The sequence below is a fragment of the Thiomicrorhabdus marina genome, assembly GCF_017571465.1.
GTDB lineage: Bacteria > Pseudomonadota > Gammaproteobacteria > Thiomicrospirales > Thiomicrospiraceae > Thiomicrorhabdus > Thiomicrorhabdus marina.
In genome coordinates this window covers 1-20,765 of sequence record NZ_JAGETV010000035.1, presented here as the reverse complement: position 1 = coordinate 20,765, position 20,765 = coordinate 1, and the positions used below count along the sequence as shown (strand labels likewise).

Here is a 20,765-nt window from a genome sequence, read left to right as displayed (position 1 = left end):
AATACCGCTCAATGTAGACTCCGAATACATTAGCGCAATTCCAACTCGTTAAATCTTATTTTACACTTGCAATAACGAGGCGGACCATACATTTTGTTTTAGAAATCAGGCAAGCAAGGGTTGAATTCTAGGGAAACGCAGAATAAGTTCCCATTGACCTCAGCGAGGAGTTTGAGGAGATAAACTCTAGGCAGAGGCTAATAAGCATAGCCTTTGCGGTGGTTGAGAGCGATAACAACGAAGTTATTCTTCAAACTAATAATTCGGCTGTAGAGCCCAGAAATCCTCGCCCACAGGGGCTTTATTCTGCATTTTCCTAGGATGAAGGGAAGCTAACCACTTTACTTGTACGGTTATGAATCACATTTGTAGGGTGAAAAATAATCAGCCCTGAAAAAAGCAAATAGATAAAACTATATTCTATGGATTGAGCAAATAATAGTGGATTGTCTGTGCCTAGCAGATAAATACTGAGTGGAGAGCAACAGGCAATAACAAATACAAAAAGAACCTTTTTTAGCGAAGTCGAACGAATGATCGAAAATGACTGGAACAGTCCTGCGAGTAAAATCGTCAGCAATGCTAGAAAGGCAAAGCTTGCAAAGTCTGCTTCAATCACTTGAATACCGATCTGAATATGGAAAATTATCGCGATAATCAGCAGTAATGGCGAGAAAGAACGCACTTTATTATCTTCATAATCAGTCATTTTCGTTCCTTTCAGTCTTACAGGGCTCTTCATCTTAATAGGGTTGTTGTCAATAGGAAAGGTAAAAGTTCAAGACGCTTACATAAAATTTTTATTTGTAATTTCATTGAGTTACGGATAATGAGACTTTGCGGATGGAGCTTTGTCCTGACGATAAAGGTGTGATTTTACCGTTTATCCGAATTAACGCTTGGCCGTTTGGGTTGATTCCTAGGTATTCTCCTGATTCGCGCGTATTAAGGTCTTCTTTGGTAATTAGGTGAACAGATTCTTCAATGGTAAATAAGTCGTGTTTATTCCAGTATTCAAGTAATGCGAAAGGGGAAAAGTGTAAGAATCCGTCGTGTTTGAACTGCTGTAAAAAGTGTTCTATTAATTGTTCTATGCAAAAGTTACTGACATTACTTGCGCTGGCAGTTAATTGATCGGGTGACCGGTTAATTCCTATGCCGATAATTAATGCTTGGTAATCAAAATCGATAACTTGTTCAATCAGTATTCCGGCAACCTTGCCTTCAGAATTGTATAGGTCGTTAGGCCATTTTAAATAAAGAGCGTCTGAGGTTAAGTTGGTAAGTGATTTGTGTAGTAAAGAGGCTACTTGCAGACTGAACAGTCCGGGAATAGGCATCTTTTTCGATAGGGGATAAGCAATAGAAAAAATTGCTGAATCAGCATTAGTTTGCCACCGACGATTTTGTTGACCATATCCTGCCGTTTGTTGTTCGGTAATGCAAACAACTGGATTCCTTGCTCGTGTTTCGGAAATAAAATCTTTCAAAAAACGGTTAGTGGAATCGACGCTCTTTAATTTTATTAATTGCCAATCGGAATTCAAGGGATAGATCCTACTATGTAAGGCTTGAAATAGAGGTTTATTGTAAACAACAATATCTTAACTTGAAGAAATGTTTAGGGAAACGCAGAATAAGTCCCCATTGACTTCAGCGAGGCATTTGAAGAGATAAATTCTAGGCAGTGTTTGATAAGCATAGCCTTGACAAGTATAAAAACACTGCTAGAAATAGAAAAGAGTACCCAGACGGCGAAGGAGTGCTTCAAGTGCAGCCTGTTAAATGTTTAATCTAACCATCCAGAGCTTTTCCCCGCCTAATTTATAAATCAAACACAATATAGACTACACGTAATAAAAGTGCATTAAGAGCTGCGACAATCGAGGTAATGGCTAAGAAGGCCATAAATTCAGTCTGGTTTACTAATCCAAGTCGATAATTTTGAATAAAGGATTCTACAGGGGAGCTTAAAGCCATAATCCATGCCAAAGTTGTCACCAATAACAAAAGTTTAAGTAAGTTTTTCTTGTTTTTATCGTTTTTTAGAGGGGTCATAGGGAACTCCTTGGACGAATAGCGCAGATTTATTAAAGTAAGACGGTAGTGCCTATGCCTGAAAGTACAAGTAAAAATGTTTAATGCTTTATAGGTTATGTTTTTTTAGAGCGTAAATGAATAGTAAATTTTTTTAATGTCGTTGGTTAGTTACTTGGTTTTATTAGATTTTTTACGAATTGTCGGATTGGTTCAAAAGTGAAGCAAAGCGAAATTAATGTGTAGATTTGTACTAAAAATTCGCTAGGCAGTGCCGTACACTTCTTATTTTTAGAGACATAAGCTATGTTTATCAATGGTTTGATTGCATAAAAAACAAGCAGAGATATTTAAGGTTTTTTTGGATTTTAGTTTTGTAAAAGCACCATGTTTTAAAGAGTTGTTTAGCAACTAATGCTTGGTTATTATTGTAAATAATATTAACTCCATCTAGTCACATTACTGCCAATTAAATTTTAATGTTTGAAAGGGTGTGTCCAAACTGATTTAGCTTGTTGTTGGGTAGGTTGGTTTTCTTCGGTAGTGTTGTTAGAAATTGCAGGAATTCTATAGCATCATGGAATCACAAAAGTTGTCAAAGCCAGCCGCTTTTAACCAAGAACTTTCTTTGTCATCGGATAGTATTTTCCTCCAAGGGCTTCTTAATAGCTTGAGTGAAGGAGTGTTAAAACTTCAGCCTGATGGCATGATTGCAATGGTTAATAATGTCATTGTCGAAACATTTGGCTATTCTGCGGCAGAGTTGGCAGGTTCTGCCCTAGAACGACTAATCCCGAGTTCGAAAGATTTATTAGATTGTGTATTGAGTAAATCGGAACCATTCAACCAAGTTCGCGAAGTCATTGGTATCCACAAAGATGGTTATGAATTTCCAATACAATTATCGATTACTGAATTGACGGATTCTAATGGAACAGTTTATGTTGTAGTCATTCGTGATATGACTGAGGATTATCGTGAGGAAAGGAATCTAACGGCGAGCAGAAAGGTACTTGAATCAATCGCTAAAGGTGATGATTTACATCATATTTTCCATCAGATTGTTTATTTGATGGAAGATCTTGCTCCTGGTGCAATTTGCTCAATTTTGTTGGTCGATCATGAAGAACAATGTTTAAGACACGGGGCAGCGCCTAATTTATCTGAGCGTTATTGTGCTCTGATTGACGGTATTGCATATGGTGAGGGAATTGGCTCTTGTGGAACAGCCGCCGCGACTGGACGCCCAACCATTGTAGATGATATTGAGAACCATCCATATTGGGCGGCTTTTACTGAAGCGACAGCTGAAGAAGGCGTAAAAGCCTGTTGGTCAGTCCCGGCTAAAGATGAAAGTGGAAAAGTTTTCGCTACTTTAGCACTGTATTATCGCACCAATAAATCCCCTTCTGATTTTGAATTAAAACAGGTCAGTGTCGCCGCTAATATACTAGCGTTGGCTTTGATCAGCCATAATCGTGATTATGAGTTAAAAAAGGCGCGGGAAGTCGCTGAAATGGCCAATGTGTCGAAAAGTGACTTCCTCGCTAATATGTCTCATGAAATTCGCACGCCGATGAATGCGATCATCGGCTTTTCTAAAATATGTCTTGATGCTGAGACTGATCCCCATAAACGCGACTACTTGGAAAAGGTGAATGCTGCTTCGAATTCATTGCTAGGTATTATTAATGACATCCTCGATTTTTCAAAAATCGAGGCAGGTAAGTTGTCGATGGAAGTGATTCCTTTTGAACTCAATCAAGTGCTTGATCAGTTAGTTACCATGACGGCCATTCGTGCCGAAGAAAAAGGAATTAATTTGTCAATGGAAGTAGCGCTTGATGTACCGCCTCATCTTATCGGCGATCCGTTACGGCTTAATCAAGTATTAGTTAATCTTGTTGGTAATGCGGTTAAGTTTACTGATAAAGGGGGCGTGCATGTTTCGGTTGAGAAGCTTGATGTATCTGGCCAAGAAGCGACACTTTGTTTTACCGTATCTGATACGGGCATAGGAATGAATTCAGAACAACTTAACAAGCTTTTTCAGCCTTTTTCGCAGGCCGAAACTTCGACAACTCGCCGATATGGTGGTACGGGGTTAGGTTTGAGTATTAGTCAAAGTCTTGTACACATGATGAATGGAGAGTTTGATGTTGTCAGTGAGCCGGGTGTCGGTTCAAAATTCAGTTTTACGGTTCGCGTAGAAGTCGAAAATACTAAAAATCCGTCTAAATTGCTTGCGCCGGAATCCTTGCAACAGTTACGTGTACTTGTTGTTGATGATAATTCGGAATCATTACGAATTATGGAGCACTACTTAGCCTCTTTTGGTTTTCAAGTCACAACGGCTGAAAGTGGATTTGATGCTTTAACTTTACTCAATCCGCAGGCGGATATAAAACAAGATCTAGTCATTCTAGATTGGAAAATGCCAGATATGGATGGTATTGACCTGGCCCGATTTATTGATAAACATCGCAGAGCAGACCGGACGCCACGGGTTATTTTGGTTTCTTCTTTTGGCGCTACGGAGATGCGGCGCAATCTATCTCATGACGATCAGTTTATTGATGGTTTTTTGGCAAAACCTTTCCAGCCAAGTAGTTTATTTGATTGTGTCAGTAATGTGTTTGCCGATTATGAAAGTCGAGGGTTGTTACGAAATAATAGCCTCCCGACGGGCATGGATAATGGCTTTAATCTTAATGGTATGCGCGTATTACTTGTGGAAGACAATAAAATTAATCAAGAGCTTGCCAGCGTTTTGTTAGAGAAAGTTGGAATGACTGTATTTATTGTTGATAACGGCCAGGAATGCTTGGATTTTCTGCAACAATCGAGCGCATCATCAAATATTGACTGTATTCTCATGGATATGCAGATGCCAGTAATGGATGGCGTTACTGCAACACGGGCGATTCGAGAACAGGATGAACTTAGAAATCTTCCGATTATTGCGATGACAGCTAATGCAATTGTTGGCGTGCGTGAAGAGTGTATTGAAGCAGGCATGAATGATTATACAACTAAGCCGATTGATGCCGATCAGTTGTATCGAGTGTTGAGTAAATACGCTCCACAAAATATCGCACCGGCTTCGTCAAAAGTGCAAATACCATGTTGTTCCGATGAACAATCCAATTTCAGTTTAATGGACTTGCCCAGCTTTGATACTAAAAGTGCATTGGTTCGAATGGGAGAGAATGAACAATTCTATTGCAAAATGTTATTCGCATTTTGGGATGAATATCATTTGGCTTCACAATTATTGAGAGAAATGATTGGCTCTTCTGCCCAGCTAAATGAAGAGGCGGTGCGCTATCTTCATACGATCAAAGGACTTGCGGCAACTTTAGGGGCTGAGGGCTTGGCGCAAGCGAGCAAAGAATTCGAGATTGTCGTTGAAAACGGTGAAGATTTATTCGCCATAAATAATCTACTAGAACAGTTTGATAGTGAACTACACAAGGCGATGAATGCCATTGCGAGCATTGAACATTTAAGACCTAAAGCGTAGTTGTCGAGCTAATACCAATGCAGGCATTTTGTTGCTGGTATGAGTTTAATTAAGGGTAATTAAATGAAAAACCCTAAGCATTTCAGGTCAATTGCTTAGGATTGAATATTGGTGGAGCTGGGGAAAGTCCGGTAGAGCCTTTTAGTGGGGTTTGTGTGGTTTTTATTTATTTTTACCCCCATATTTACCCCCAATAATCTTGCGCCACCTTGCAACAAACTGCAATTAACTCTGAATGATTTTAATGGAGTAGGGCGATCGTGTTTCGATGGAGTGTATCGGAATTGAACTACTGTCTGGAAGTGATTCCGCTAATGTGGGAATGACTTGTTTCACCAGTCAGTTTTAAAAATCAATCTCCCCCCATAATCTACTACTGTGGGAAAAGTGGTAATTCCCACATACTGTGGGGAAGATGATTTATTAATCAGTGCGATTGTCCTGCTTATCTTCGTCAGGAATTCTGCCAGCTTCTCTGAGTAGCTCTAAAACTGAATCACGGTCATCGTAGAAGTCTTCGAGAATTCTTTGTGTGTAGTGTCTTGCAGCCAGTACGTCATCCTCTGGTATTTCATGCCATTCATCATGGAGTACATCATTACCTAATACCCTGATTTCATTGTGAGCCTTTTTCTGGCGGGCTTTGGTTATTACTCCATCATCAGCGGCTAAATCAATCTGGTCTGCTAAATTCTTACCTTTTGTTTTATAACCATTTGCTCGCAAGGTTTTATCGAGTACTGATCGAAACATACCTGCAGCGGCTCTAATTGTCCCGTTTGCCATACATTTTTCACCCTCTCTAAATTCGCTTACCAGTCCTTCTGGCACATCCCTAGGTAAAGAGAGCATGTCCATTGATTCTGGAGAAAAGTTTAGTAATTGCATATGTTGTTGAGGGTATTGAGAGCTGCCGCTAGGTACATGAATAGCGCCTAATCCTCCAGTTCCACAACCTGCACAACGAAATAATCTGAATTGAATGATCCTATCACCACCTGGACCAAGGTTGTGAATCGATTTTATCGTGTGACCAAGTGGGCTTCCTTGGTGCATGTATTCAAACGTGCTTTTGGAGCCATTGCACCCAGGGCAAAAAGCAGTGATGTTTCCAAGGTCATTAAGTATTGCCATTTAAGTGCTTCCTTTAAATTCCGCTATTGTTTGATAGGGCAGTTTATCAAATCGCTTGTATTAAAAAACGAGTCGATTTTATTGCTTTAAATATTTCTATGGACTTGTTGGCCTGCTTGGTTAAGCAGTTGGTGCAGATAGGTTTCGAGTTCGATTAATCTCGGTTCCCATTTTGTACGGTAGGTAGTCTGGCTGATTCCGGTCATTTCAGATTGTTTGATTTTGGTTAGGCGTTTGGCCTTGGTGATATGTGTCAGTGCAATGTCGATTAAGGCATTTACTGCAGTTCTGAATTTAGGCTTATTGATGTAGTGCACTTCATTGAACCATTCCAAGGGGACGATTACATCAATAATCAGGTGGTGTTTGAACTCTTGCAGGTCTTTGGCTTGTGCCGTCTGGTTCCAAATCATAAGCAATAGATAAGCGGCTCTATCCATATTGGCAAAATAACCGCCTAACTGGTGTTTGCTTAGTTGGCTGTTTTGGCGTGTGCCGTTTACGTTCTTTTCCACGTGTACCGCTGACGGATTAACACGATTAAGAACAGATTCAGTTTTTCGAGAAAAGGCGGTGCCGGCGTTCATGGTTACAAATCCAACTAGATAAGACTGCAACCATTATAACCACCGACTGGGTAAAGTTAATCTCCCGCTAGTCTGTCTGCAATATTCATCAAGCTACTGCTGCCACCTGTTACCCTGCGACTTCTTCGGCGGCGGTTGGCGCCTGCTGCCATCGGTTGTCGTTCTCCTGCCTGCTGATCCTTGGCGATGTAACGGACCTTGCCATCTTGTGCCGCCATGCGGAAAGCAGCCAACGCATAGATAAAACAATCTAGTGTTTCGTTACGCTCTCTGATCTGCTTCCACCGGCTTGTGATTCTGCCGCCTTTGCGCTCTTTTACCAACACTTCACTGGTTAGCTGTGCAAAAAATTCATCGTCCATAGATGGGTCATGCCGAAAGTGAATATAACCGGCACCCGGTTCGGTCTTAGCCAGTCGTGAGGCCAATAGGCTTTTACCAGTATCCACGCCCAACGGTTCAGGTGATACGCCTTTCTTGGTTCGTGTTCTTAACCGTTGGCGGCGTTTGCCTTTGTCTTCTACCAGTTCACGGTTCCCGGAAATCCCTTTAATCGGAAAAATCCAACGTTTGCCGCGACTGAATTTATAAACTGTGTCGGTAGAGTGGCCACCCGAGTCAATGCAAGCAAACTGCACCCCCATGCTCGATAAGGTATCTGCCATTTCTTGGAATACTTCAAGCTGTGACGTATCGCCCGGAAAGATAAAGTGCTCGATTGCCCACGCTTCTTCCGTTTCATTGAATGCGTACACGCTTGCTTCCAGTCGGTTGTCTTGAGTATCCACGCCTGCCACCAGTGCCACGTCTTCGAGGTCTTCGATTTCGTAATCTTCAAGGCGGCTCATTAGAATGTCCGGCTCGGTGTGTTCGCCTGTCTCTTGCTCCCACGCTTCCCCTAGGGTGACATTGATAAAGGTCTTTAGCTTGTCGCTATCTCCTTGAGCAGTTTCCCAATCCTGCACGATTTGCGCCCAAGTAGTCCAAGGGCTGTAAATGGTCCAGATATGAAAAGCAACGTGTCTAGGGGGAGCTGCCGGTTCGCCTGTGTCGGTATGGGTGAAGCTGATACCGTCCAGTGTGGTTAAGCCTTGCTCGGATTGCCATTGGCCTGCTGCATCCATTGCGGATAGGTCGTTATTCTCGATAATGCTCTGGCAGTGTTCGCAACAATAAAAAACGCTTTCTGGTTCGCTCGGTTCCCACTTCAAGCCGTAATTGGTTTCTTTGCCGCCAAATTTGAGCGTTTGCAGTTCGCCGCACTCTGGGCACGGTACAAAGCGACGGAAATAGTGCTGAGCGTTGTCCGCTTCCAATGAGATCAGGCATTCATCTTTCACCTTTGGCGTGCTGCCACGTATCGACTTACGGAAAACTGAGCCTTCCGTTCGCTTGTCTCCTAATGTGGTCGGGCTACCTTCGTGCTCGATATTGGAATCAAAACCGCTCAATTCATCGAAGATCACCACATCCACGGATTTCTCTCGGTAGTTCTTGGCACTGGCACCGCCTTTGACGCGGACCTGCTTTTGATTGCTGAATAGCTTACGGTCTTTGGTGCTGTCTCGATGTTTAACACCATACCAGGGGGCGAGTGCTCGAATGGCCGGCACGTCTCGAATCATCGGCTCGAAGTGCTCTTTCATAAATTCCGTGGCGGCTTGGTCGGTTGGCTGGAATAACATTTGATTGCGCTTTTTGTGCTCGACAAAATACCCCTGTGCCGCTAACAGCATCTTGGTGTAACCGACACGCGCTGACTTGATGAAGTCCACCACTTGAATATCATCGTTTCCCATTGCGTTTAATATCGCCACTTGAAAGGGCATGGTTTCCCAACGGCCTTCCGTGTAACTGGATTCGCTGGAAAGGTAGAAATTCTCGTTTGCCCACTCGGTCACGGTTTGCGGTATCGGCTTTTTCATCACCCCCAGACCGGATTCAATCGCGGCTAAGGTTCTGCGTACGGTAACGGCTTCGAGTTTATCCATTGTCTGCCAACTCCATGAGGTAGGTTTCCAGTGCTTCACCACTTTGAGCGGCTAGGTTTTGCGCTCGGATTATTTCGCCTTTGATTAGGTCCATTTCTGAATTGGTTAGGCTTGGCTGAGCACGTTTAATCTTGCTCGGTAGCGTATCCAGTATTGAGGATATTTGCGCTGCAACCTTAGCGAGTGACTCCTGCATGATTTCCACCGGCAAAAGCTGCTGTTTTTCGACAAGGTTCTTGAGTTCTTGCGCATCGGCTCGGGCTTTGGTCAAACGCAAGTTTTCGCGTTTGGTCTCAATGTCGATTTGGTCATCATCTACCGTGGCGGTGCTCTCTTTACTGACACGTAAATAGTTGAAGTACGCCATCCGGCAGGCATCTAAATCAGCACCTGCTCCACGCTTCCCTGTTGGAATAATGCCTTCTTGGCGCATCTGCTTTACGCGCCTTTCGGTCAATCCCAAGTGTTCAGCCACTTCTTTTACAGTAGCCATATTCAAACTCTCCTTTTGAGTGAAATTTGATTTCTGTTACGAATTCCCATAAATAGCGAAATCTCGGGCATCTAATCACCCGTAAGTGCAAAATATACAGTAAGGACCCTCTACCTTTTGCACTGCCAAAGCGGGGCAAATTGCGAAGTATTGAGATTGCTTTTTGGTTGTTTATTTTCGGTGGTATTGGCACGCTTCCTGTCTTTAAAATTCATGCCAACTTAGCCAGTTTTGGCACCACAAATTAACATCTCAATACTTTTGAATTTCGCCTTCCTTGGCTTGGTCTTTTTGATTGCTGTTACATGAAATAATCAGCTGTTCAATCGTCTAACTACTAACTTTCAGGTGATTAGTAGCAAGTTAGTTTGTTCTCCCCCAAGTGTGTTTTGTATCTTGAGGGATAAGCAGTTAAGGGCAATCAATCCACACTAGGCAATAGCCTTTCTTGTCCGGGTCAATCGGCTTGCGAACCACTGTTAAGCGGTCCACCTGTTCATCATCGGCAATCAGTCCACCATGTTGCAGTGCATCCAGTAGCGGCTTAATCCGGTTGTCGATATCGAACTTACGGCGGTTCGGCGGGTAGAGTTCCACGCGAACCCTTAGCCGGTGCTCGATACCTTCATCATGCAGGTTCAATTCCTTTAGCTGTTTGGCTACATTGGTCTTGAATGCTCTGCCTTGCTTGCTTAGATGAATGTGATTGCCTGCACGTCGGTAGTAGGTGTTTACACTTGGCACCCACGGCAGTTGCATTTCATAACTCTGCTGCATTACTTCACTCGCAAGCTAGTAGGACCTGTCACCAGTTCGGCACCTGGTACGGTTGCACCGTCTTTGAGGGCTTTACCAATTGCGACCTTATCCGGTTTAATCTCGGTCTTCACTCGCACGTATTCATCCGGCAGTGCTGCTTCATCGGCAATCTGCACTTGGTCTCGGCCTTTTGCCAAGGTGATCGTAAACAGTGGGCACTCAATCTTCTTGTGGCCGGCTGCTTCCATGTTGTGGCGCAAGTAATCTCGAAGCTGTTCACGTCGGTTATTGATTCGCTTCTTGCGCTCTTGCAGTCGCTTGATCTCTGCATCAATGGCAGTGGTATCACCTTCAAGGGCTTGAGCAAACTTAACGATTGCCACGGCCTTATCATTGAATGCCATCTCCATTCCTTCTAGCGTGTCGCGGATAGCCAGTGCCATGCTGCCATCATCGCCCCCGGTGTCCGTATCTTCGAAAGAGTCCATTAGGTTATTCAGTTCTACCAGTTCGGCGGTCATTTCATATAGTGCAGTCATTACGCTGTCTCCTGTTCTTGTTGCTGTGCTTCGAGCTCTGCTTTGCGGCTGTCTTTAGCTTTAGTTGCCTTAATGGTCCACGGCTTATTGATGGTGTCCGGCTTTGGTTTAAGTTTGCGGATAGCCAAGATATAAAGCCCTTGCAGTTCGCCCATCGTTGGCGCTTGTTCAATTCGGGTAATCAGTTCTTTAATCTCCGATTCAAACGCCTGTGTTTGGTTGAGTCGTTCCGCGTCTTGGTCAATCGCTTTTTCAATCTGTGATTCTTGCGTTCGGTGCTCGATGTACTGCTGATCTTCGAACTGCCCTAGGTAAACATCGGCATTAAAGCCAAGTCGAGAGAGTGCTTTGCTGATTGTGTTGGTTTCTACCTTCTTGGCAAAGTCCGCATCCGGTACGCCACTCTTGCCCATGGTCGGGTTGATTGCGTTGCTGATCGGGAAGCTGCCGCCCGGATAAAAGAATTCCGCATGAATCAAAACCAAGCCGGTTCCCTTATCCATAAGCGCATAGTCGTATTCGATTGAGCGCAAGCCCCAAGTAGAGCCATACGGCCCGAACTGCTTTGTTGCCTGCATGGTTTGATAGGTCGGGTCAATGGCTGTGTAACCACCGCGCTGATTCACTTGGCGCGTGTGCATTGGGTCGGTCTTGCAAACTTTGTCCCATATAGCCATGTGGCTTGTTTGTTGTGTCTGTTGCTGATTCATCACATCACCTTAGAAATTAATGTCATCGTCTGCGAACTGGTTCGCGCCCATTGGTTGGCCCATTTGTGGAGCCGGTTTATTCGGTCGCTGTTGAAAGCCCATATCGTTTTGATATTGGTTTGGTTGATTAGCCGGGGGCGATTGCATCGGCTGTGGTTGTCCATAGCCTTGTTGATGGTTCTGATTGCCTTGGCGCTGAGAGTCACCACGTCGGGCCGGTTTGGTTTGCTTAGCACTGGCTAACATATCCACGGTAATTTGCAGCTGCTCGACTTCCTGCTGCTCTCTGTTCATGTAGGTGTGGATCTTCAAATCACCGCTGACCTGTATCACTTGTCCTTTGTCATGTTGCAGTAGTGATTCAGCTACATTTCCAAAGGCGGTAACTGCCAGCGGCAAGTCCGGGGAATCGTTTCCTAACTTAGCAAATCCAAACGCGGTAGCCATTGGCGTTCCGGTTCTGGTTTGGATTGGTTTCGGCTCTTTTGCCAGGGTCAATTTGGTGGTTAAAAATGCCATTTTCTTTCCTTAAATTCAGTGTCAAATAATTGACCTCCTAAGTTATTTTTCCCTATATAGATATATAACTTAGGAGGTAGGTGTTTAAACCCTTCTACTTACATATTGGGGAATGTATTTCCCCCAATATATGTAGGTAGGTTTGACGGTGTTTGTGCTTCACTTCCTATGTATATGAATAAGCAACTTAGGAAGTTAGGCGGTTTAACTGTGCTGGTACTCGGTTAAGTCGTGGTCTTCATTGAAAAACACCGTTGCAAAATCCTTAGCTTGTCTAGAATCGTGATACGAACCTTTAAGCAATACTCCAGAATCCATCCATGAATGAATCATTTGGCGAATACGCGGCTTATTGCTCTGTACATCAATGCCAAGCTTTTCAGCGATAAAGTGGCCTACCCAGTTCTTAGCACGTACATCGAATCGTCTTTCGTCTTCATCCAAGTGTTTAATGCCGTTCCATACCGCTTTGATCTGCTCGGTGGTAAATCCATCGAATAGGCTTGGCGGTGTCCAAGGGGTAGCGACTCCGACCACATCGGCTAAGTAATCCTCGGTTTCGTTATCCAGATTGATACCTTCCATCTTGAACCACCGCTTTTGATTGGTAGCCGGTGCAAAGTTCGATTTACCGTTAATCATGGCAATGTAAAAACCGGCTTCATCGGATGGAATGTTGAGTTCTTGCGCTTCGGCTTCGGTCATTCGTGCCAGCATCCGCAATGCTCGAGAGCCATCACGTAACGCCACGGCACCGCGCATTGAATCCGCGCCTGAATCGCCCCCTTTGCGGTTGTGGTGCAGGTAGTGAATTGAAATGTTGTTACGGTCTGCCAACTCTCTAAGTGCACCTAATACCTGCTGCATCTCGATATTGTTGTTTTCATCTGCTTGGTGGAATGAGATCAGTGGGTCAATCACCACCACATCAATAGCCTTTTGCTTAATGAACCCGTCCAAATATTCAAAGACTTCTTGGCTAACAAACAGACCGTATTCATTGCGGTAGAGCAGCTTAAAACTGCCGTTCCGGTCAAATAGCTGGAATAGGTTCTGCTGGATTAACTCGACTTCCTCCGGCTTGAGCATATAGCAGCGCTTAATCGCATTGGTACGGCGTTGATATTCGTCCTGTGGGTCTTCTAGGCTTAGTACCAATACTTTTAACTGTCCAGCTCGTAACTGCTCATTCGCCAAAAGGTTGCGCCCAAGTGCCATGCCGATTGTTTCCACATCAACAATAGACGTTTTCCCGGTGCCGCCGGTTGCCGCTGTGCCGGTCACATTGCCGCGGATATAAAGACGCTCGTAAATAAACCGTCTTGGGTCGGGTGTCTTGTCGATATCCGTGCAGACAATGGCAGGCAGGCTTCTCGCACCTTCCTCACTTGTGGGCGGCTGCTTGGTGGCCTTTTTGAATTGTGTTACAGTATTTTCTTGAGGGTTATCCATTAACCACCTCGCTTCAAATCCAATAGATAACGGTCGTTCCAGTCGCTACCGATTTCGCCATCTGCAAACTCTGGAATAGACACTGAGCCATTTACGGCCTGTGCCGCTTGAATGGCTTTTTCTTTGCCTGGATTAAATCCGGCTTTCTTCTCAGTCATGTGGTCGTTGTCCCCGGCAATAATGATTTGGATATCTGGATTCGCTTCACGGAATGCTTTCGCCACCGCTAACAAATTGCCTGCATCAAAGGCAATCAATACACTGCAATCCGGTGTGTAATGCTTGGCTAATGTGCTGCCGGTTGCGTAACCCTCTGCAATAACAATAGGCGCGCCACCAATCCACTGTATTTCCCAATAGCCAGCGGATTTTTTACCGCTTGGATAAAACCACTTTTGCCCGTCTGGAAAGATGAACTGAGCCGATTGCATCACTCCCACGAATGGCGGTTGAGTGCCAATAATGGGAATCATCAAGGCAGTTCGATATTTGCCATCATTCACCACGCGGATTCCGTGAATACTGCTATGCTTGTGCAGTAGGTAGCTGTGACTAATCAAAAGGTCCTCGGTTTGGGTTTGCCAGATTTGGTTTACCTCGTTGGACGCTCTGATCTGATTCTCTAACCGCTCTTGGTCTGCTTTGGCGCGTTCATCTGCAATACGTTTGTGCAGATCCGTTTTCTGCTGTGGTGTCATCGGCTTGCTGTGTTCTGGCACCCAGGTAAATTGAGCGTTACTGGCATAGCAGCCAAAGGTCACTAAACCGGTTTCGGATTGAATGGCCCATCCAGCGGTATTACCTTTCTTTTTGCCAATGCCGGGGAATCGAGTGTGCTGATTAACCGGTACATGGCTAGGCGGTATGTCAAACCCGCATGAAATCATGTAATGCTGTAAATCCATCGCTACCACCTTATGCAATCCATTTAACGCCATGCTGTTTCATATGCTTTTTAAGGTGCTTCATTGTCACCATGTAATTTTTAGCAATGGCTCGGTTAGTAATGCCTTGAGCACGCCATTCAGCATAATTAAGGGCAATGAATTCTGATTCTTGGTGATTAAGTTCACTTGCAAGCTGTGCGCTATTTCCGTTCGTTTGGTATAGGCTTGGGGAGTGTTCAAACATCATGCTTTACCTCTCTGGCACGGTTTAACTCGTTCTCACGTAGATAGCGCACTGCATAGCTGTTTTCGCCCAGCATGGTTTCAACCTGCTGCATTTCGTTTTCTAGCCAGTAGCCGAAATTCTCCATGTCGCTACTGGTGACTTCCTCGGTCATATCGTCATCACCATTGCGCACTGCCATGCGGATAAACTTAGCCATTAGTCCGGTGTTTGTTATCCGGCTTTCAAGGTCGTATCGTGATAAGTTTTCGAGTGTTCTTAGTTGGTCCACTGTTTCGCTTGGTAGTGCTTTGCCAGACTCGAGAGTCTTTACCATTGCACTGTGGTCTAGGTCGCGTTTAGCGTGTAGGAAAGTGTTAAGGTCCATTACTTGGCACCTCCGTTTTGAAGGTAGTAATCAGTCTTATCTTTTAACTCTTTAAGCGTTTGGGCTTCTTCTCCAAGGTCCGAAAGCAGGATTCCGAAAAGTTCCAAATCGCCAACGTCGCTAAATGCACCGAAATCACTTTGCTGCACGGCTGAGCCAAATAACTTGCCTAGGGTTTGAATGGCAATTAAACGGCCTGTAAGGTCGCTGTCTGCCGTTTTGGAAAGCAGTTTGAGTTCTTCTGTAGATTTACTGGAAAAATCCTGCTGTGCGATGAGTAGGCATACTGTTTTATCCATCAGTGCGCCCCCTGCATTTGTGGGCGAGACTCTTCCCACGCTTCAATTTTTTCCAAGTCCCATACAGAACAGCTAGGGCTTAACTTGATTGGGGGCGGAAAGCCTTCTGATTTAATCCATCGGTAGATGGTTGATGGTGCTTTGAGGTTGTAGCGTTCTAAAACGCTTTTGATTCTCAGTTTTTGCGGTGTATTCGTAGTCATACCTATTACCTTTTTGAACTTGTTTAAGCTTCTTCGTTTGCGTTGCAAGCTTTTTCAAAATACTAATAGCTAGATTTAGGTAAAACTAAACTCGGAATTTTTCCAGAAATGTGTTTTTTAATTTTTCCAAGCAATAAAAAACCCCGTAAGAACGGGGCTTGTCGTGTGTTTCCAACTTTCTTAAATTTGTTGGATTTTTCGAGGGTTTGGTGATCTGTGCCAGTCTTTTTCGAGTAATTTATTAAGGTCGTTTCGGATGGTCCTTTCGTCTTTTACTTGCATATCAAAAGGTAACTTACTGTTAATTGCCTTTGCGTAATCACTCTTACTCTTTGTTGTAACCTCATTTTTCTTCATCTCAAAAAATAAAGGTAGTAAATGCTTTTGGCGTTTAGAAACGACGTTTTTCTTTTCATCGTTGTGTCCATCAATATTAGATTCTTTAGGCTGTTCTTCAATCGTTAATGGACTAGCTTGTAGATCCGCTACTGTGGCGGCGCTACTTTGAATAATTCCATGTTCTCGCTCAAACTCTTTTATATCGTCTGCATATGCGTATATCGACTTGCTGTACTTGCCCTTGTTGCCTAATACCAGTATTTCCTCTTGAGAGTCGTCTTTCGAATAACAAACGGTCGTTACGTCGATATGAAAGTGATCTCCACCATAGAAGCGACCGTAAGTATGTTTAATTAAGTACTCACCACTTGGGAAAAACGGCTTTTGCTTTTGGAATGGGTCATCTTTAAATGCCCAGTACGGTTCTAATTCATCGTTATGAATGTACAGCTTTAGACCAAGGCGATTAACGTAGTCTTCCAGTAAATCAAAGGCACTTCCAGTGCCTTCTTTGCGGTTTAGCTGTTCATTGGTAAACCATCTTTGTAGCAGGTCGGTGATGTATATTTTTGTAGATGGCTGCTTGATTAAACTTTTAGATGATTCGAGTTTAATCACTGAGTCTCTGGAAAGAAAAACTTCGTTATAGTTTGCGTATGGGTATTTAAGGTCTAATAGGGCTTCATCTTCTTGATTTTCATAGAAAGCGTAAACTTTTTCGCCATCGTTAAAAAACGGTGTGATCTCAACGCGCCCCCATGCAAAGCCTACATCAGTTTTGAAGTATTGATAGTCACGCTCAATTACAAGTTCTGTAAAACCTATACGAGCCAAGTCTATTGGCGTAGTACCTTGTAATTGTTCTAGTTCATATTTGATTAAAGGCGGTTCATTGAAATCTGCAGAATACAATTCAAATTCACCATCGTTAAAGTGCTTGTAATAAAAGTCTAGGCCATCTATTTCAGATAATTGAAATAGGTAGTCTTCGTCCGGCTCTATGCCCCAGCGGTTAAATAGATAGGCTAAGCTTGCATACTCTGGAATAGGTGCGCTAAAACTCACAATAACCCTCCCGGGCAATATCCACGATGAATAGGGTGGCACGGTCAGGGGGTGGATAATCCCTTTTCGAGTGGCCGCTCTAGGCCGCGCCAATGCTGTTTTAGAATGATTCCATTCGGCAAAGGAAGGCTTCTTCTGAGCCTTGATAGCTATCTTTAAATGCTCTGGCTTCCTGCTCTGTACTGAAATAAGGCGATAACTGGCAGCCTAGTAGGTTTCCTCTATCGCAGCCGACGTAATAAAAAAGAGTCACTTCTTTGCTGTTAATTTGTTCTTGCGTAACGATTGCCATACTTGGTCCTCTTGGTTAATTGTCTCTGTGTTTCAATGCCTGTCCATACAGCGCCAATGGCGTTGTTTCTTATTCGGATTACAGCTAGTTCCCCAGCTTTTACAAAACCAGACTGCTAGCAAATAAAGCGGCAGTGCGATTAACAAGGCTTTTAAGATTGTTGTAAATTTCGCATCCATAAGCATTACGTAGAAAAAAGCGATTCCAGCTAAAAGCCATAATAGGTGGTAAATAAAATCTAACGTTTTCCATGCACTCATAACGTAAAAGCCCTTGTTATTGGTTACGCGCTAACCGGCTCTGCGACTTCTACTGACAATTTGAAGCCTAGTGCATGAAGTAATTTATAAAGCGTTTCAAATTTCGGCTGTGTTTCGCCATTTAGTAAGCGGTAAAGGTGTTGTCTGTTAATACCGCTTAATCTTGCCGTTTCGGTCATGCCTTTGGCTTGGATCAGGTGGCGCAATCCATCTAGTAGCGATTGAGTACCGCCATCTTCAAGGAATGCAGATAGGTATAAAGCAGCATCCTCTTTGGTCTCCACGCCTTGAGCAAATTCAAATTCTTTTAATTCCAGTGCCATGATTATTCCCCTAGTTGCTTAAACAAGTCCTTAGCCGTCGCTATATCTTTGCTCTGTGTGGATTTGTCGCCCCCATTGAGCAATAAAACAACTTCATTACCTCGGATTGTGTAATAAATGCGAATCCCACCTGCAAAGAAAAAGCGCAATTCATTAACGTTCGCATCAATCGGCTTATGGTCTCCGAAATTGCCACGTGCCACCTGGTTAATACGTGCTTCTAATCTAAAGCGAGTCTTTTTATCTTTAAGGCTCTTAAACCATTTATCGAATTTTGCAGTAGTTAGGATTCTATATTTCATGAGTATTATTGTAACAAGTAAGCGACACTTTAGCAATTTAACCTTTCTTATGGTGGTTAATTGGCACTACATCTGCACCGGCTTTGAGTCCGTCTAGGTAGTCACTCCATGCCTGCATCATTGTGGCGCGCTGTTTTAAATATTCAGCCTTGTTGTAATCATGGCGAACGTCGCCGGCTTCATGGGCTAACTGTTTCTCTATATGGTCACGGTTAAAGCCTTGCTCGTTAAGTAGGGTTGAAGCGGTATGTCTAAAGCCGTGAGCCGTCTGCTTGCCGTTAAAGCCAATACGCTTTAACCCTGCGCCAAGGCTATCTCTGTGGATAGGGCGGTTAGGGTTTCGAGGGCTAGGGAATACAAACGCGCTCGAGTCTTTAAAGGCTTCCATGGTCTGTAGCAGTTCCTTTGCCTGTTTGGATAGCGGCACCACATGGGGGCGTTTCATCTTCATACGCTCCCACTCGATTAGTACAGCACCATGCTCTAAGGTTGCATCACCAATCTTTGTTTTAGTTAAGGTCACTTCATCCCAGCGTAAACCGGCTAACTCACTCGGTCTAAGGAATACGTGTGGCGCAAGTTTCAAAGCGGTAGCGGTAGAAATATCTCCAAGGTAGGCATCTATAGCATTAAGCAACTGGTAAAGGTCTTGCGGCTTGGTTAGGTGGCTAAGGTTTTCTTTCTTTGGCTTTTTGAAAATGTCTGCAGCTGGGATATCTCGTACCGGGTCAACGGCACATAAACCAAGGCCAACGCCATAGCGGAATATTCGGCTAGCGTACTGTTTAACCTTTTTGATTGAATCGCCAAGCCCTTTGGCTTCCATTTGCTTGAGGGCGTATATAATCTGCTGAGGGGTGATTTCATCAATAAACAAATCTCCCAGCACTGGTAATAGATGCTGAGTGATTCGGTTTCTAATGTCAGTGGCGTATTTATAATTCCATTCACTTTCGTTATGGTCGTGCCATTGTTCAAAGAGTTGGCTAAAAGTAATGCGCTGCTGTTCTGCTTGCTCGACTGCTAACTGTTTTAGCTTTGCGTCTCTTTTGCATTTAATCGGGTCAATACCTTGGCGAACTGCTGCTTTTACTTCATCGCGTTTTGCTCTGGCTTCGGCAAGAGTCATTGGGGGATAAAGTCCAAGGGTTATATTCGTGTCTTTGCCATTGGCACGGATTCGATATTTAAAAGACTTTGTGCCAGCCTTGCTGATCTCCAAGCGCAAGCCATCACCATCATTAAGCTTTTGTACTTTGCCGTTAGACTTGGCTTTTTTGATCTGTGTATCCGTTAATGGCATGACTTCACCTCATGGGGGTAATTGCAAAAGTGGGGGTAAATTTTCGGGGTTCTATGGGGGTAATTTGATTTGCCCCCACGTTTACCCCCAATAATTATGCAATTTAATGCAATGCCTTGCAATGAGGAAAAACAGGGTGAATGCCTGTAAAGCCCGTGAATACGTTGTTTTTGGGCATAAAAAAACCCGTATGCAACGGGTTGATATTGAAATTTGGTGGAGCTGGGGGGAGTCGAATTACCAAAGGAAAGTTATAAACCCCTTTATTTGCCTATATACTAGGCTTTTGCTATGCTAATACCGTATCACAACCGTAGCACGCAGCCATGAAAACTAAGTACCTAGTCAAAGCATACAACACCTATTCTTTTAGAATGAGGGTGCCTAAATCTCTGCAAGACCACCCCTTATTCAAAGGGAAAACGTACATCATCAAATCATTAAAAACGGACTCTCTATCAGAAGCAATTCGACTCCGTGATTTGGAGTTGGGTACATTGGAGCGTATCAAGAAGGGCGATGCTATTTCCGATAGGCAACATATCTTTGATTCATTGGTTGCTAGGTATGGGCATCCATTAGCTACGCCGCAATCTAAGAAAGAAAATTTGCTGTATTCCATTGATGAAAAACTAAATGATGCTTTAAGTGACTATGCTAATTACACAGCAGGTCAGCACGGATATGAGGTGGACTACGATTCAGAGGCAGAGAACGACCCAGAGATAGTAGCTTTACTTGATTACCGCAATCTTTTAGAAGGCAGGGAGATTGAACAACGTGTAACCTTGAGAGAATCGCTCGTTAAAACCATTCAAGAGAAAACAGGTAAGATTGCCGATAACAGAATCAACCGCTTTGAAACTTATGCAAAAACCTTTCTTGAGCTATTTGGTGTTGATGACTTACCGCTAACCAACATCAAGAAATCAATGGTGCAACAGTTTGTTAGAAGTGAACGTGATAAAGGAATGTCTGATAAGACGGTTGCAAATAAGGTATCAGCCCTCTCTACAATCTACACAACTGCACTCGACTACAGTGGTAATCATCCCATTTTTAAACTCTGTTAAAAGTAGAAGTTAAGCAGCCATCAAAGGTGGTTTACCTCCGTTGGCTTTATGTGGTCGTTCGTGA

Annotated in this window: 24 protein-coding genes; 2 read left to right on the top strand and 22 right to left on the bottom strand. The window is 43.7% G+C overall.

Annotated features, from left to right (window positions below):
- Positions 1 to 316: 316 nt before the first annotated feature.
- The 3 genes from J3998_RS12120 to J3998_RS12110 form a co-directional block, all read right to left on the bottom strand.
- Positions 317 to 709: a hypothetical protein gene (locus J3998_RS12120; protein ID WP_208150936.1), complete on the bottom strand. Its 393-nt coding sequence runs from the start codon at positions 707 to 709 to the stop codon at positions 317 to 319.
- A 103-nt stretch (positions 710 to 812) separates the two neighbouring features.
- Positions 813 to 1,547 (bottom strand): biotin--[acetyl-CoA-carboxylase] ligase, encoded by a 735-nt coding sequence (locus J3998_RS12115; protein ID WP_208150935.1) that lies wholly within the window; start codon positions 1,545 to 1,547, stop codon positions 813 to 815.
- A gap of 277 nt (positions 1,548 to 1,824) precedes the next feature.
- On the bottom strand, positions 1,825 to 2,058 hold the full coding sequence (locus J3998_RS12110) for a hypothetical protein (RefSeq protein ID WP_208150934.1): 234 nt from the start codon (positions 2,056 to 2,058) through the stop codon (positions 1,825 to 1,827).
- Positions 2,059 to 2,614: 556 nt separating this feature from the next.
- Here J3998_RS12110 and J3998_RS12105 point away from each other — a divergent pair.
- Complete coding sequence (locus J3998_RS12105; protein WP_208150933.1) at positions 2,615 to 5,560, top strand: hybrid sensor histidine kinase/response regulator; 2,946 nt, start codon at positions 2,615 to 2,617, stop codon at positions 5,558 to 5,560.
- A 423-nt stretch (positions 5,561 to 5,983) separates the two neighbouring features.
- On the opposite strand, the gene J3998_RS12100 is transcribed toward J3998_RS12105, so the two are convergent.
- From J3998_RS12100 to J3998_RS12010, 19 genes are all read right to left on the bottom strand, one after another.
- Positions 5,984 to 6,694 carry a DUF4145 domain-containing protein gene (locus tag J3998_RS12100; RefSeq protein ID WP_208150932.1) on the bottom strand — a complete coding sequence of 237 codons (711 nt, stop codon included), beginning with the start codon at positions 6,692 to 6,694 and terminating at the stop codon, positions 5,984 to 5,986.
- 86 nt (positions 6,695 to 6,780) lie between these two features.
- Entirely contained in the window at positions 6,781 to 7,281 is a 501-nt protein-coding gene (locus tag J3998_RS12095; protein WP_208150931.1) for a hypothetical protein, read from the bottom strand.
- 56 nt (positions 7,282 to 7,337) lie between these two features.
- Positions 7,338 to 9,272: a phage terminase large subunit family protein gene (locus tag J3998_RS12090; RefSeq protein ID WP_208150930.1), complete on the bottom strand. Its 1,935-nt coding sequence runs from the start codon at positions 9,270 to 9,272 to the stop codon at positions 7,338 to 7,340.
- A complete protein-coding gene (locus J3998_RS12085) occupies positions 9,265 to 9,765 on the bottom strand; it encodes a terminase small subunit (RefSeq protein ID WP_208150929.1) in 501 nt (166 codons plus the stop codon). Before J3998_RS12085 ends, J3998_RS12090 begins: the two co-directional genes overlap by 8 nt.
- Before the next feature lie 411 nt (positions 9,766 to 10,176).
- The gene (locus tag J3998_RS12080) at positions 10,177 to 10,542 is read right to left on the bottom strand and encodes a RusA family crossover junction endodeoxyribonuclease (RefSeq protein WP_208150928.1); all 366 of its coding nucleotides are present in this window, start codon (positions 10,540 to 10,542) and stop codon (positions 10,177 to 10,179) included.
- Complete coding sequence (locus J3998_RS12075; protein ID WP_208150927.1) at positions 10,542 to 11,063, bottom strand: siphovirus Gp157 family protein; 522 nt, start codon at positions 11,061 to 11,063, stop codon at positions 10,542 to 10,544. The genes J3998_RS12080 and J3998_RS12075 overlap by 1 nt, the downstream gene beginning before the upstream one ends.
- The gene (locus J3998_RS12070; RefSeq protein WP_208150926.1) at positions 11,063 to 11,773 is read right to left on the bottom strand and encodes a hypothetical protein; all 711 of its coding nucleotides are present in this window, start codon (positions 11,771 to 11,773) and stop codon (positions 11,063 to 11,065) included. The genes J3998_RS12075 and J3998_RS12070 overlap by 1 nt, the downstream gene beginning before the upstream one ends.
- 9 nt (positions 11,774 to 11,782) lie before the next feature.
- Entirely contained in the window at positions 11,783 to 12,292 is a 510-nt protein-coding gene (locus J3998_RS12065) for a single stranded DNA-binding domain-containing protein (protein WP_208150925.1), read from the bottom strand.
- A 204-nt stretch (positions 12,293 to 12,496) separates the two neighbouring features.
- On the bottom strand, positions 12,497 to 13,744 hold the full coding sequence (locus J3998_RS12060) for an AAA family ATPase (RefSeq protein WP_208150924.1): 1,248 nt from the start codon (positions 13,742 to 13,744) through the stop codon (positions 12,497 to 12,499).
- Positions 13,744 to 14,682 carry a toprim domain-containing protein gene (locus J3998_RS12055; RefSeq protein WP_208150923.1) on the bottom strand — a complete coding sequence of 313 codons (939 nt, stop codon included), beginning with the start codon at positions 14,680 to 14,682 and terminating at the stop codon, positions 13,744 to 13,746. Before J3998_RS12055 ends, J3998_RS12060 begins: the two co-directional genes overlap by 1 nt.
- Positions 14,660 to 14,878: a hypothetical protein gene (locus J3998_RS12050; protein WP_208150922.1), complete on the bottom strand. Its 219-nt coding sequence runs from the start codon at positions 14,876 to 14,878 to the stop codon at positions 14,660 to 14,662. Before J3998_RS12050 ends, J3998_RS12055 begins: the two co-directional genes overlap by 23 nt.
- A complete protein-coding gene (locus J3998_RS12045; RefSeq protein WP_208150921.1) occupies positions 14,868 to 15,242 on the bottom strand; it encodes a hypothetical protein in 375 nt (124 codons plus the stop codon). Before J3998_RS12045 ends, J3998_RS12050 begins: the two co-directional genes overlap by 11 nt.
- Positions 15,242 to 15,541, bottom strand: coding sequence for a hypothetical protein (locus J3998_RS12040; protein ID WP_208150920.1), 300 nt, complete (start codon positions 15,539 to 15,541; stop codon positions 15,242 to 15,244). Before J3998_RS12040 ends, J3998_RS12045 begins: the two co-directional genes overlap by 1 nt.
- Positions 15,541 to 15,744: a helix-turn-helix transcriptional regulator gene (locus J3998_RS12035; RefSeq protein ID WP_208150919.1), complete on the bottom strand. Its 204-nt coding sequence runs from the start codon at positions 15,742 to 15,744 to the stop codon at positions 15,541 to 15,543. The genes J3998_RS12040 and J3998_RS12035 overlap by 1 nt, the downstream gene beginning before the upstream one ends.
- 180 nt (positions 15,745 to 15,924) lie before the next feature.
- On the bottom strand, positions 15,925 to 17,148 hold the full coding sequence (locus J3998_RS12030) for a hypothetical protein (protein WP_208150918.1): 1,224 nt from the start codon (positions 17,146 to 17,148) through the stop codon (positions 15,925 to 15,927).
- Between the two features lie 100 nt (positions 17,149 to 17,248).
- The gene (locus J3998_RS12025) at positions 17,249 to 17,440 is read right to left on the bottom strand and encodes a hypothetical protein (protein ID WP_208150917.1); all 192 of its coding nucleotides are present in this window, start codon (positions 17,438 to 17,440) and stop codon (positions 17,249 to 17,251) included.
- A 283-nt stretch (positions 17,441 to 17,723) separates the two neighbouring features.
- Complete coding sequence (locus J3998_RS12020) at positions 17,724 to 18,023, bottom strand: addiction module antidote protein (RefSeq protein WP_208150916.1); 300 nt, start codon at positions 18,021 to 18,023, stop codon at positions 17,724 to 17,726.
- 2 nt (positions 18,024 to 18,025) lie between these two features.
- The gene (locus tag J3998_RS12015; RefSeq protein ID WP_208150915.1) at positions 18,026 to 18,325 is read right to left on the bottom strand and encodes a type II toxin-antitoxin system RelE/ParE family toxin; all 300 of its coding nucleotides are present in this window, start codon (positions 18,323 to 18,325) and stop codon (positions 18,026 to 18,028) included.
- A gap of 37 nt (positions 18,326 to 18,362) precedes the next feature.
- The gene (locus J3998_RS12010) at positions 18,363 to 19,628 is read right to left on the bottom strand and encodes a tyrosine-type recombinase/integrase (RefSeq protein WP_208150914.1); all 1,266 of its coding nucleotides are present in this window, start codon (positions 19,626 to 19,628) and stop codon (positions 18,363 to 18,365) included.
- 326 nt (positions 19,629 to 19,954) lie between these two features.
- Between J3998_RS12010 and J3998_RS12005 the strand changes: the two genes are divergently transcribed.
- Positions 19,955 to 20,701, top strand: a complete 747-nt coding sequence (locus J3998_RS12005; protein ID WP_208150913.1) for a DUF6538 domain-containing protein — start codon at positions 19,955 to 19,957, stop codon at positions 20,699 to 20,701.
- Positions 20,702 to 20,765: the final 64 nt, after the last annotated feature.

What these genes read in the sequence shown, in the direction of transcription:
- J3998_RS12040 (WP_208150920.1), bottom strand. Translation starts at nt 15,541, where the DNA reads ATGGATAAAACAGTATGCCTACTCATCGCACAGCAGGATTTTTCCAGT.
- J3998_RS12085 (WP_208150929.1), bottom strand. Translation starts at nt 9,765, where the DNA reads ATGGCTACTGTAAAAGAAGTGGCTGAACACTTGGGATTGACCGAAAGG.
- J3998_RS12100 (WP_208150932.1), bottom strand. Translation starts at nt 6,694, where the DNA reads ATGGCAATACTTAATGACCTTGGAAACATCACTGCTTTTTGCCCTGGG.
- J3998_RS12015 (WP_208150915.1), bottom strand. Translation starts at nt 18,325, where the DNA reads ATGAAATATAGAATCCTAACTACTGCAAAATTCGATAAATGGTTTAAG.
- J3998_RS12095 (WP_208150931.1), bottom strand. Translation starts at nt 7,281, where the DNA reads ATGAACGCCGGCACCGCCTTTTCTCGAAAAACTGAATCTGTTCTTAAT.
- J3998_RS12025 (WP_208150917.1), bottom strand. Translation starts at nt 17,440, where the DNA reads ATGGCAATCGTTACGCAAGAACAAATTAACAGCAAAGAAGTGACTCTT.
- J3998_RS12050 (WP_208150922.1), bottom strand. Translation starts at nt 14,878, where the DNA reads ATGATGTTTGAACACTCCCCAAGCCTATACCAAACGAACGGAAATAGC.
- J3998_RS12010 (WP_208150914.1), bottom strand. Translation starts at nt 19,628, where the DNA reads ATGCCATTAACGGATACACAGATCAAAAAAGCCAAGTCTAACGGCAAA.
- J3998_RS12020 (WP_208150916.1), bottom strand. Translation starts at nt 18,023, where the DNA reads ATGGCACTGGAATTAAAAGAATTTGAATTTGCTCAAGGCGTGGAGACC.
- J3998_RS12080 (WP_208150928.1), bottom strand. Translation starts at nt 10,542, where the DNA reads ATGCAGCAGAGTTATGAAATGCAACTGCCGTGGGTGCCAAGTGTAAAC.
- J3998_RS12005 (WP_208150913.1), top strand. Translation starts at nt 19,955, where the DNA reads ATGAAAACTAAGTACCTAGTCAAAGCATACAACACCTATTCTTTTAGA.
- J3998_RS12110 (WP_208150934.1), bottom strand. Translation starts at nt 2,058, where the DNA reads ATGACCCCTCTAAAAAACGATAAAAACAAGAAAAACTTACTTAAACTT.
- J3998_RS12060 (WP_208150924.1), bottom strand. Translation starts at nt 13,744, where the DNA reads ATGGATAACCCTCAAGAAAATACTGTAACACAATTCAAAAAGGCCACC.
- J3998_RS12045 (WP_208150921.1), bottom strand. Translation starts at nt 15,242, where the DNA reads ATGGACCTTAACACTTTCCTACACGCTAAACGCGACCTAGACCACAGT.
- J3998_RS12065 (WP_208150925.1), bottom strand. Translation starts at nt 12,292, where the DNA reads ATGGCATTTTTAACCACCAAATTGACCCTGGCAAAAGAGCCGAAACCA.
- J3998_RS12055 (WP_208150923.1), bottom strand. Translation starts at nt 14,682, where the DNA reads ATGGCGTTAAATGGATTGCATAAGGTGGTAGCGATGGATTTACAGCAT.
- J3998_RS12120 (WP_208150936.1), bottom strand. Translation starts at nt 709, where the DNA reads ATGACTGATTATGAAGATAATAAAGTGCGTTCTTTCTCGCCATTACTG.
- J3998_RS12105 (WP_208150933.1), top strand. Translation starts at nt 2,615, where the DNA reads ATGGAATCACAAAAGTTGTCAAAGCCAGCCGCTTTTAACCAAGAACTT.
- J3998_RS12070 (WP_208150926.1), bottom strand. Translation starts at nt 11,773, where the DNA reads ATGAATCAGCAACAGACACAACAAACAAGCCACATGGCTATATGGGAC.
- J3998_RS12075 (WP_208150927.1), bottom strand. Translation starts at nt 11,063, where the DNA reads ATGACTGCACTATATGAAATGACCGCCGAACTGGTAGAACTGAATAAC.
- J3998_RS12090 (WP_208150930.1), bottom strand. Translation starts at nt 9,272, where the DNA reads ATGGATAAACTCGAAGCCGTTACCGTACGCAGAACCTTAGCCGCGATT.
- J3998_RS12035 (WP_208150919.1), bottom strand. Translation starts at nt 15,744, where the DNA reads ATGACTACGAATACACCGCAAAAACTGAGAATCAAAAGCGTTTTAGAA.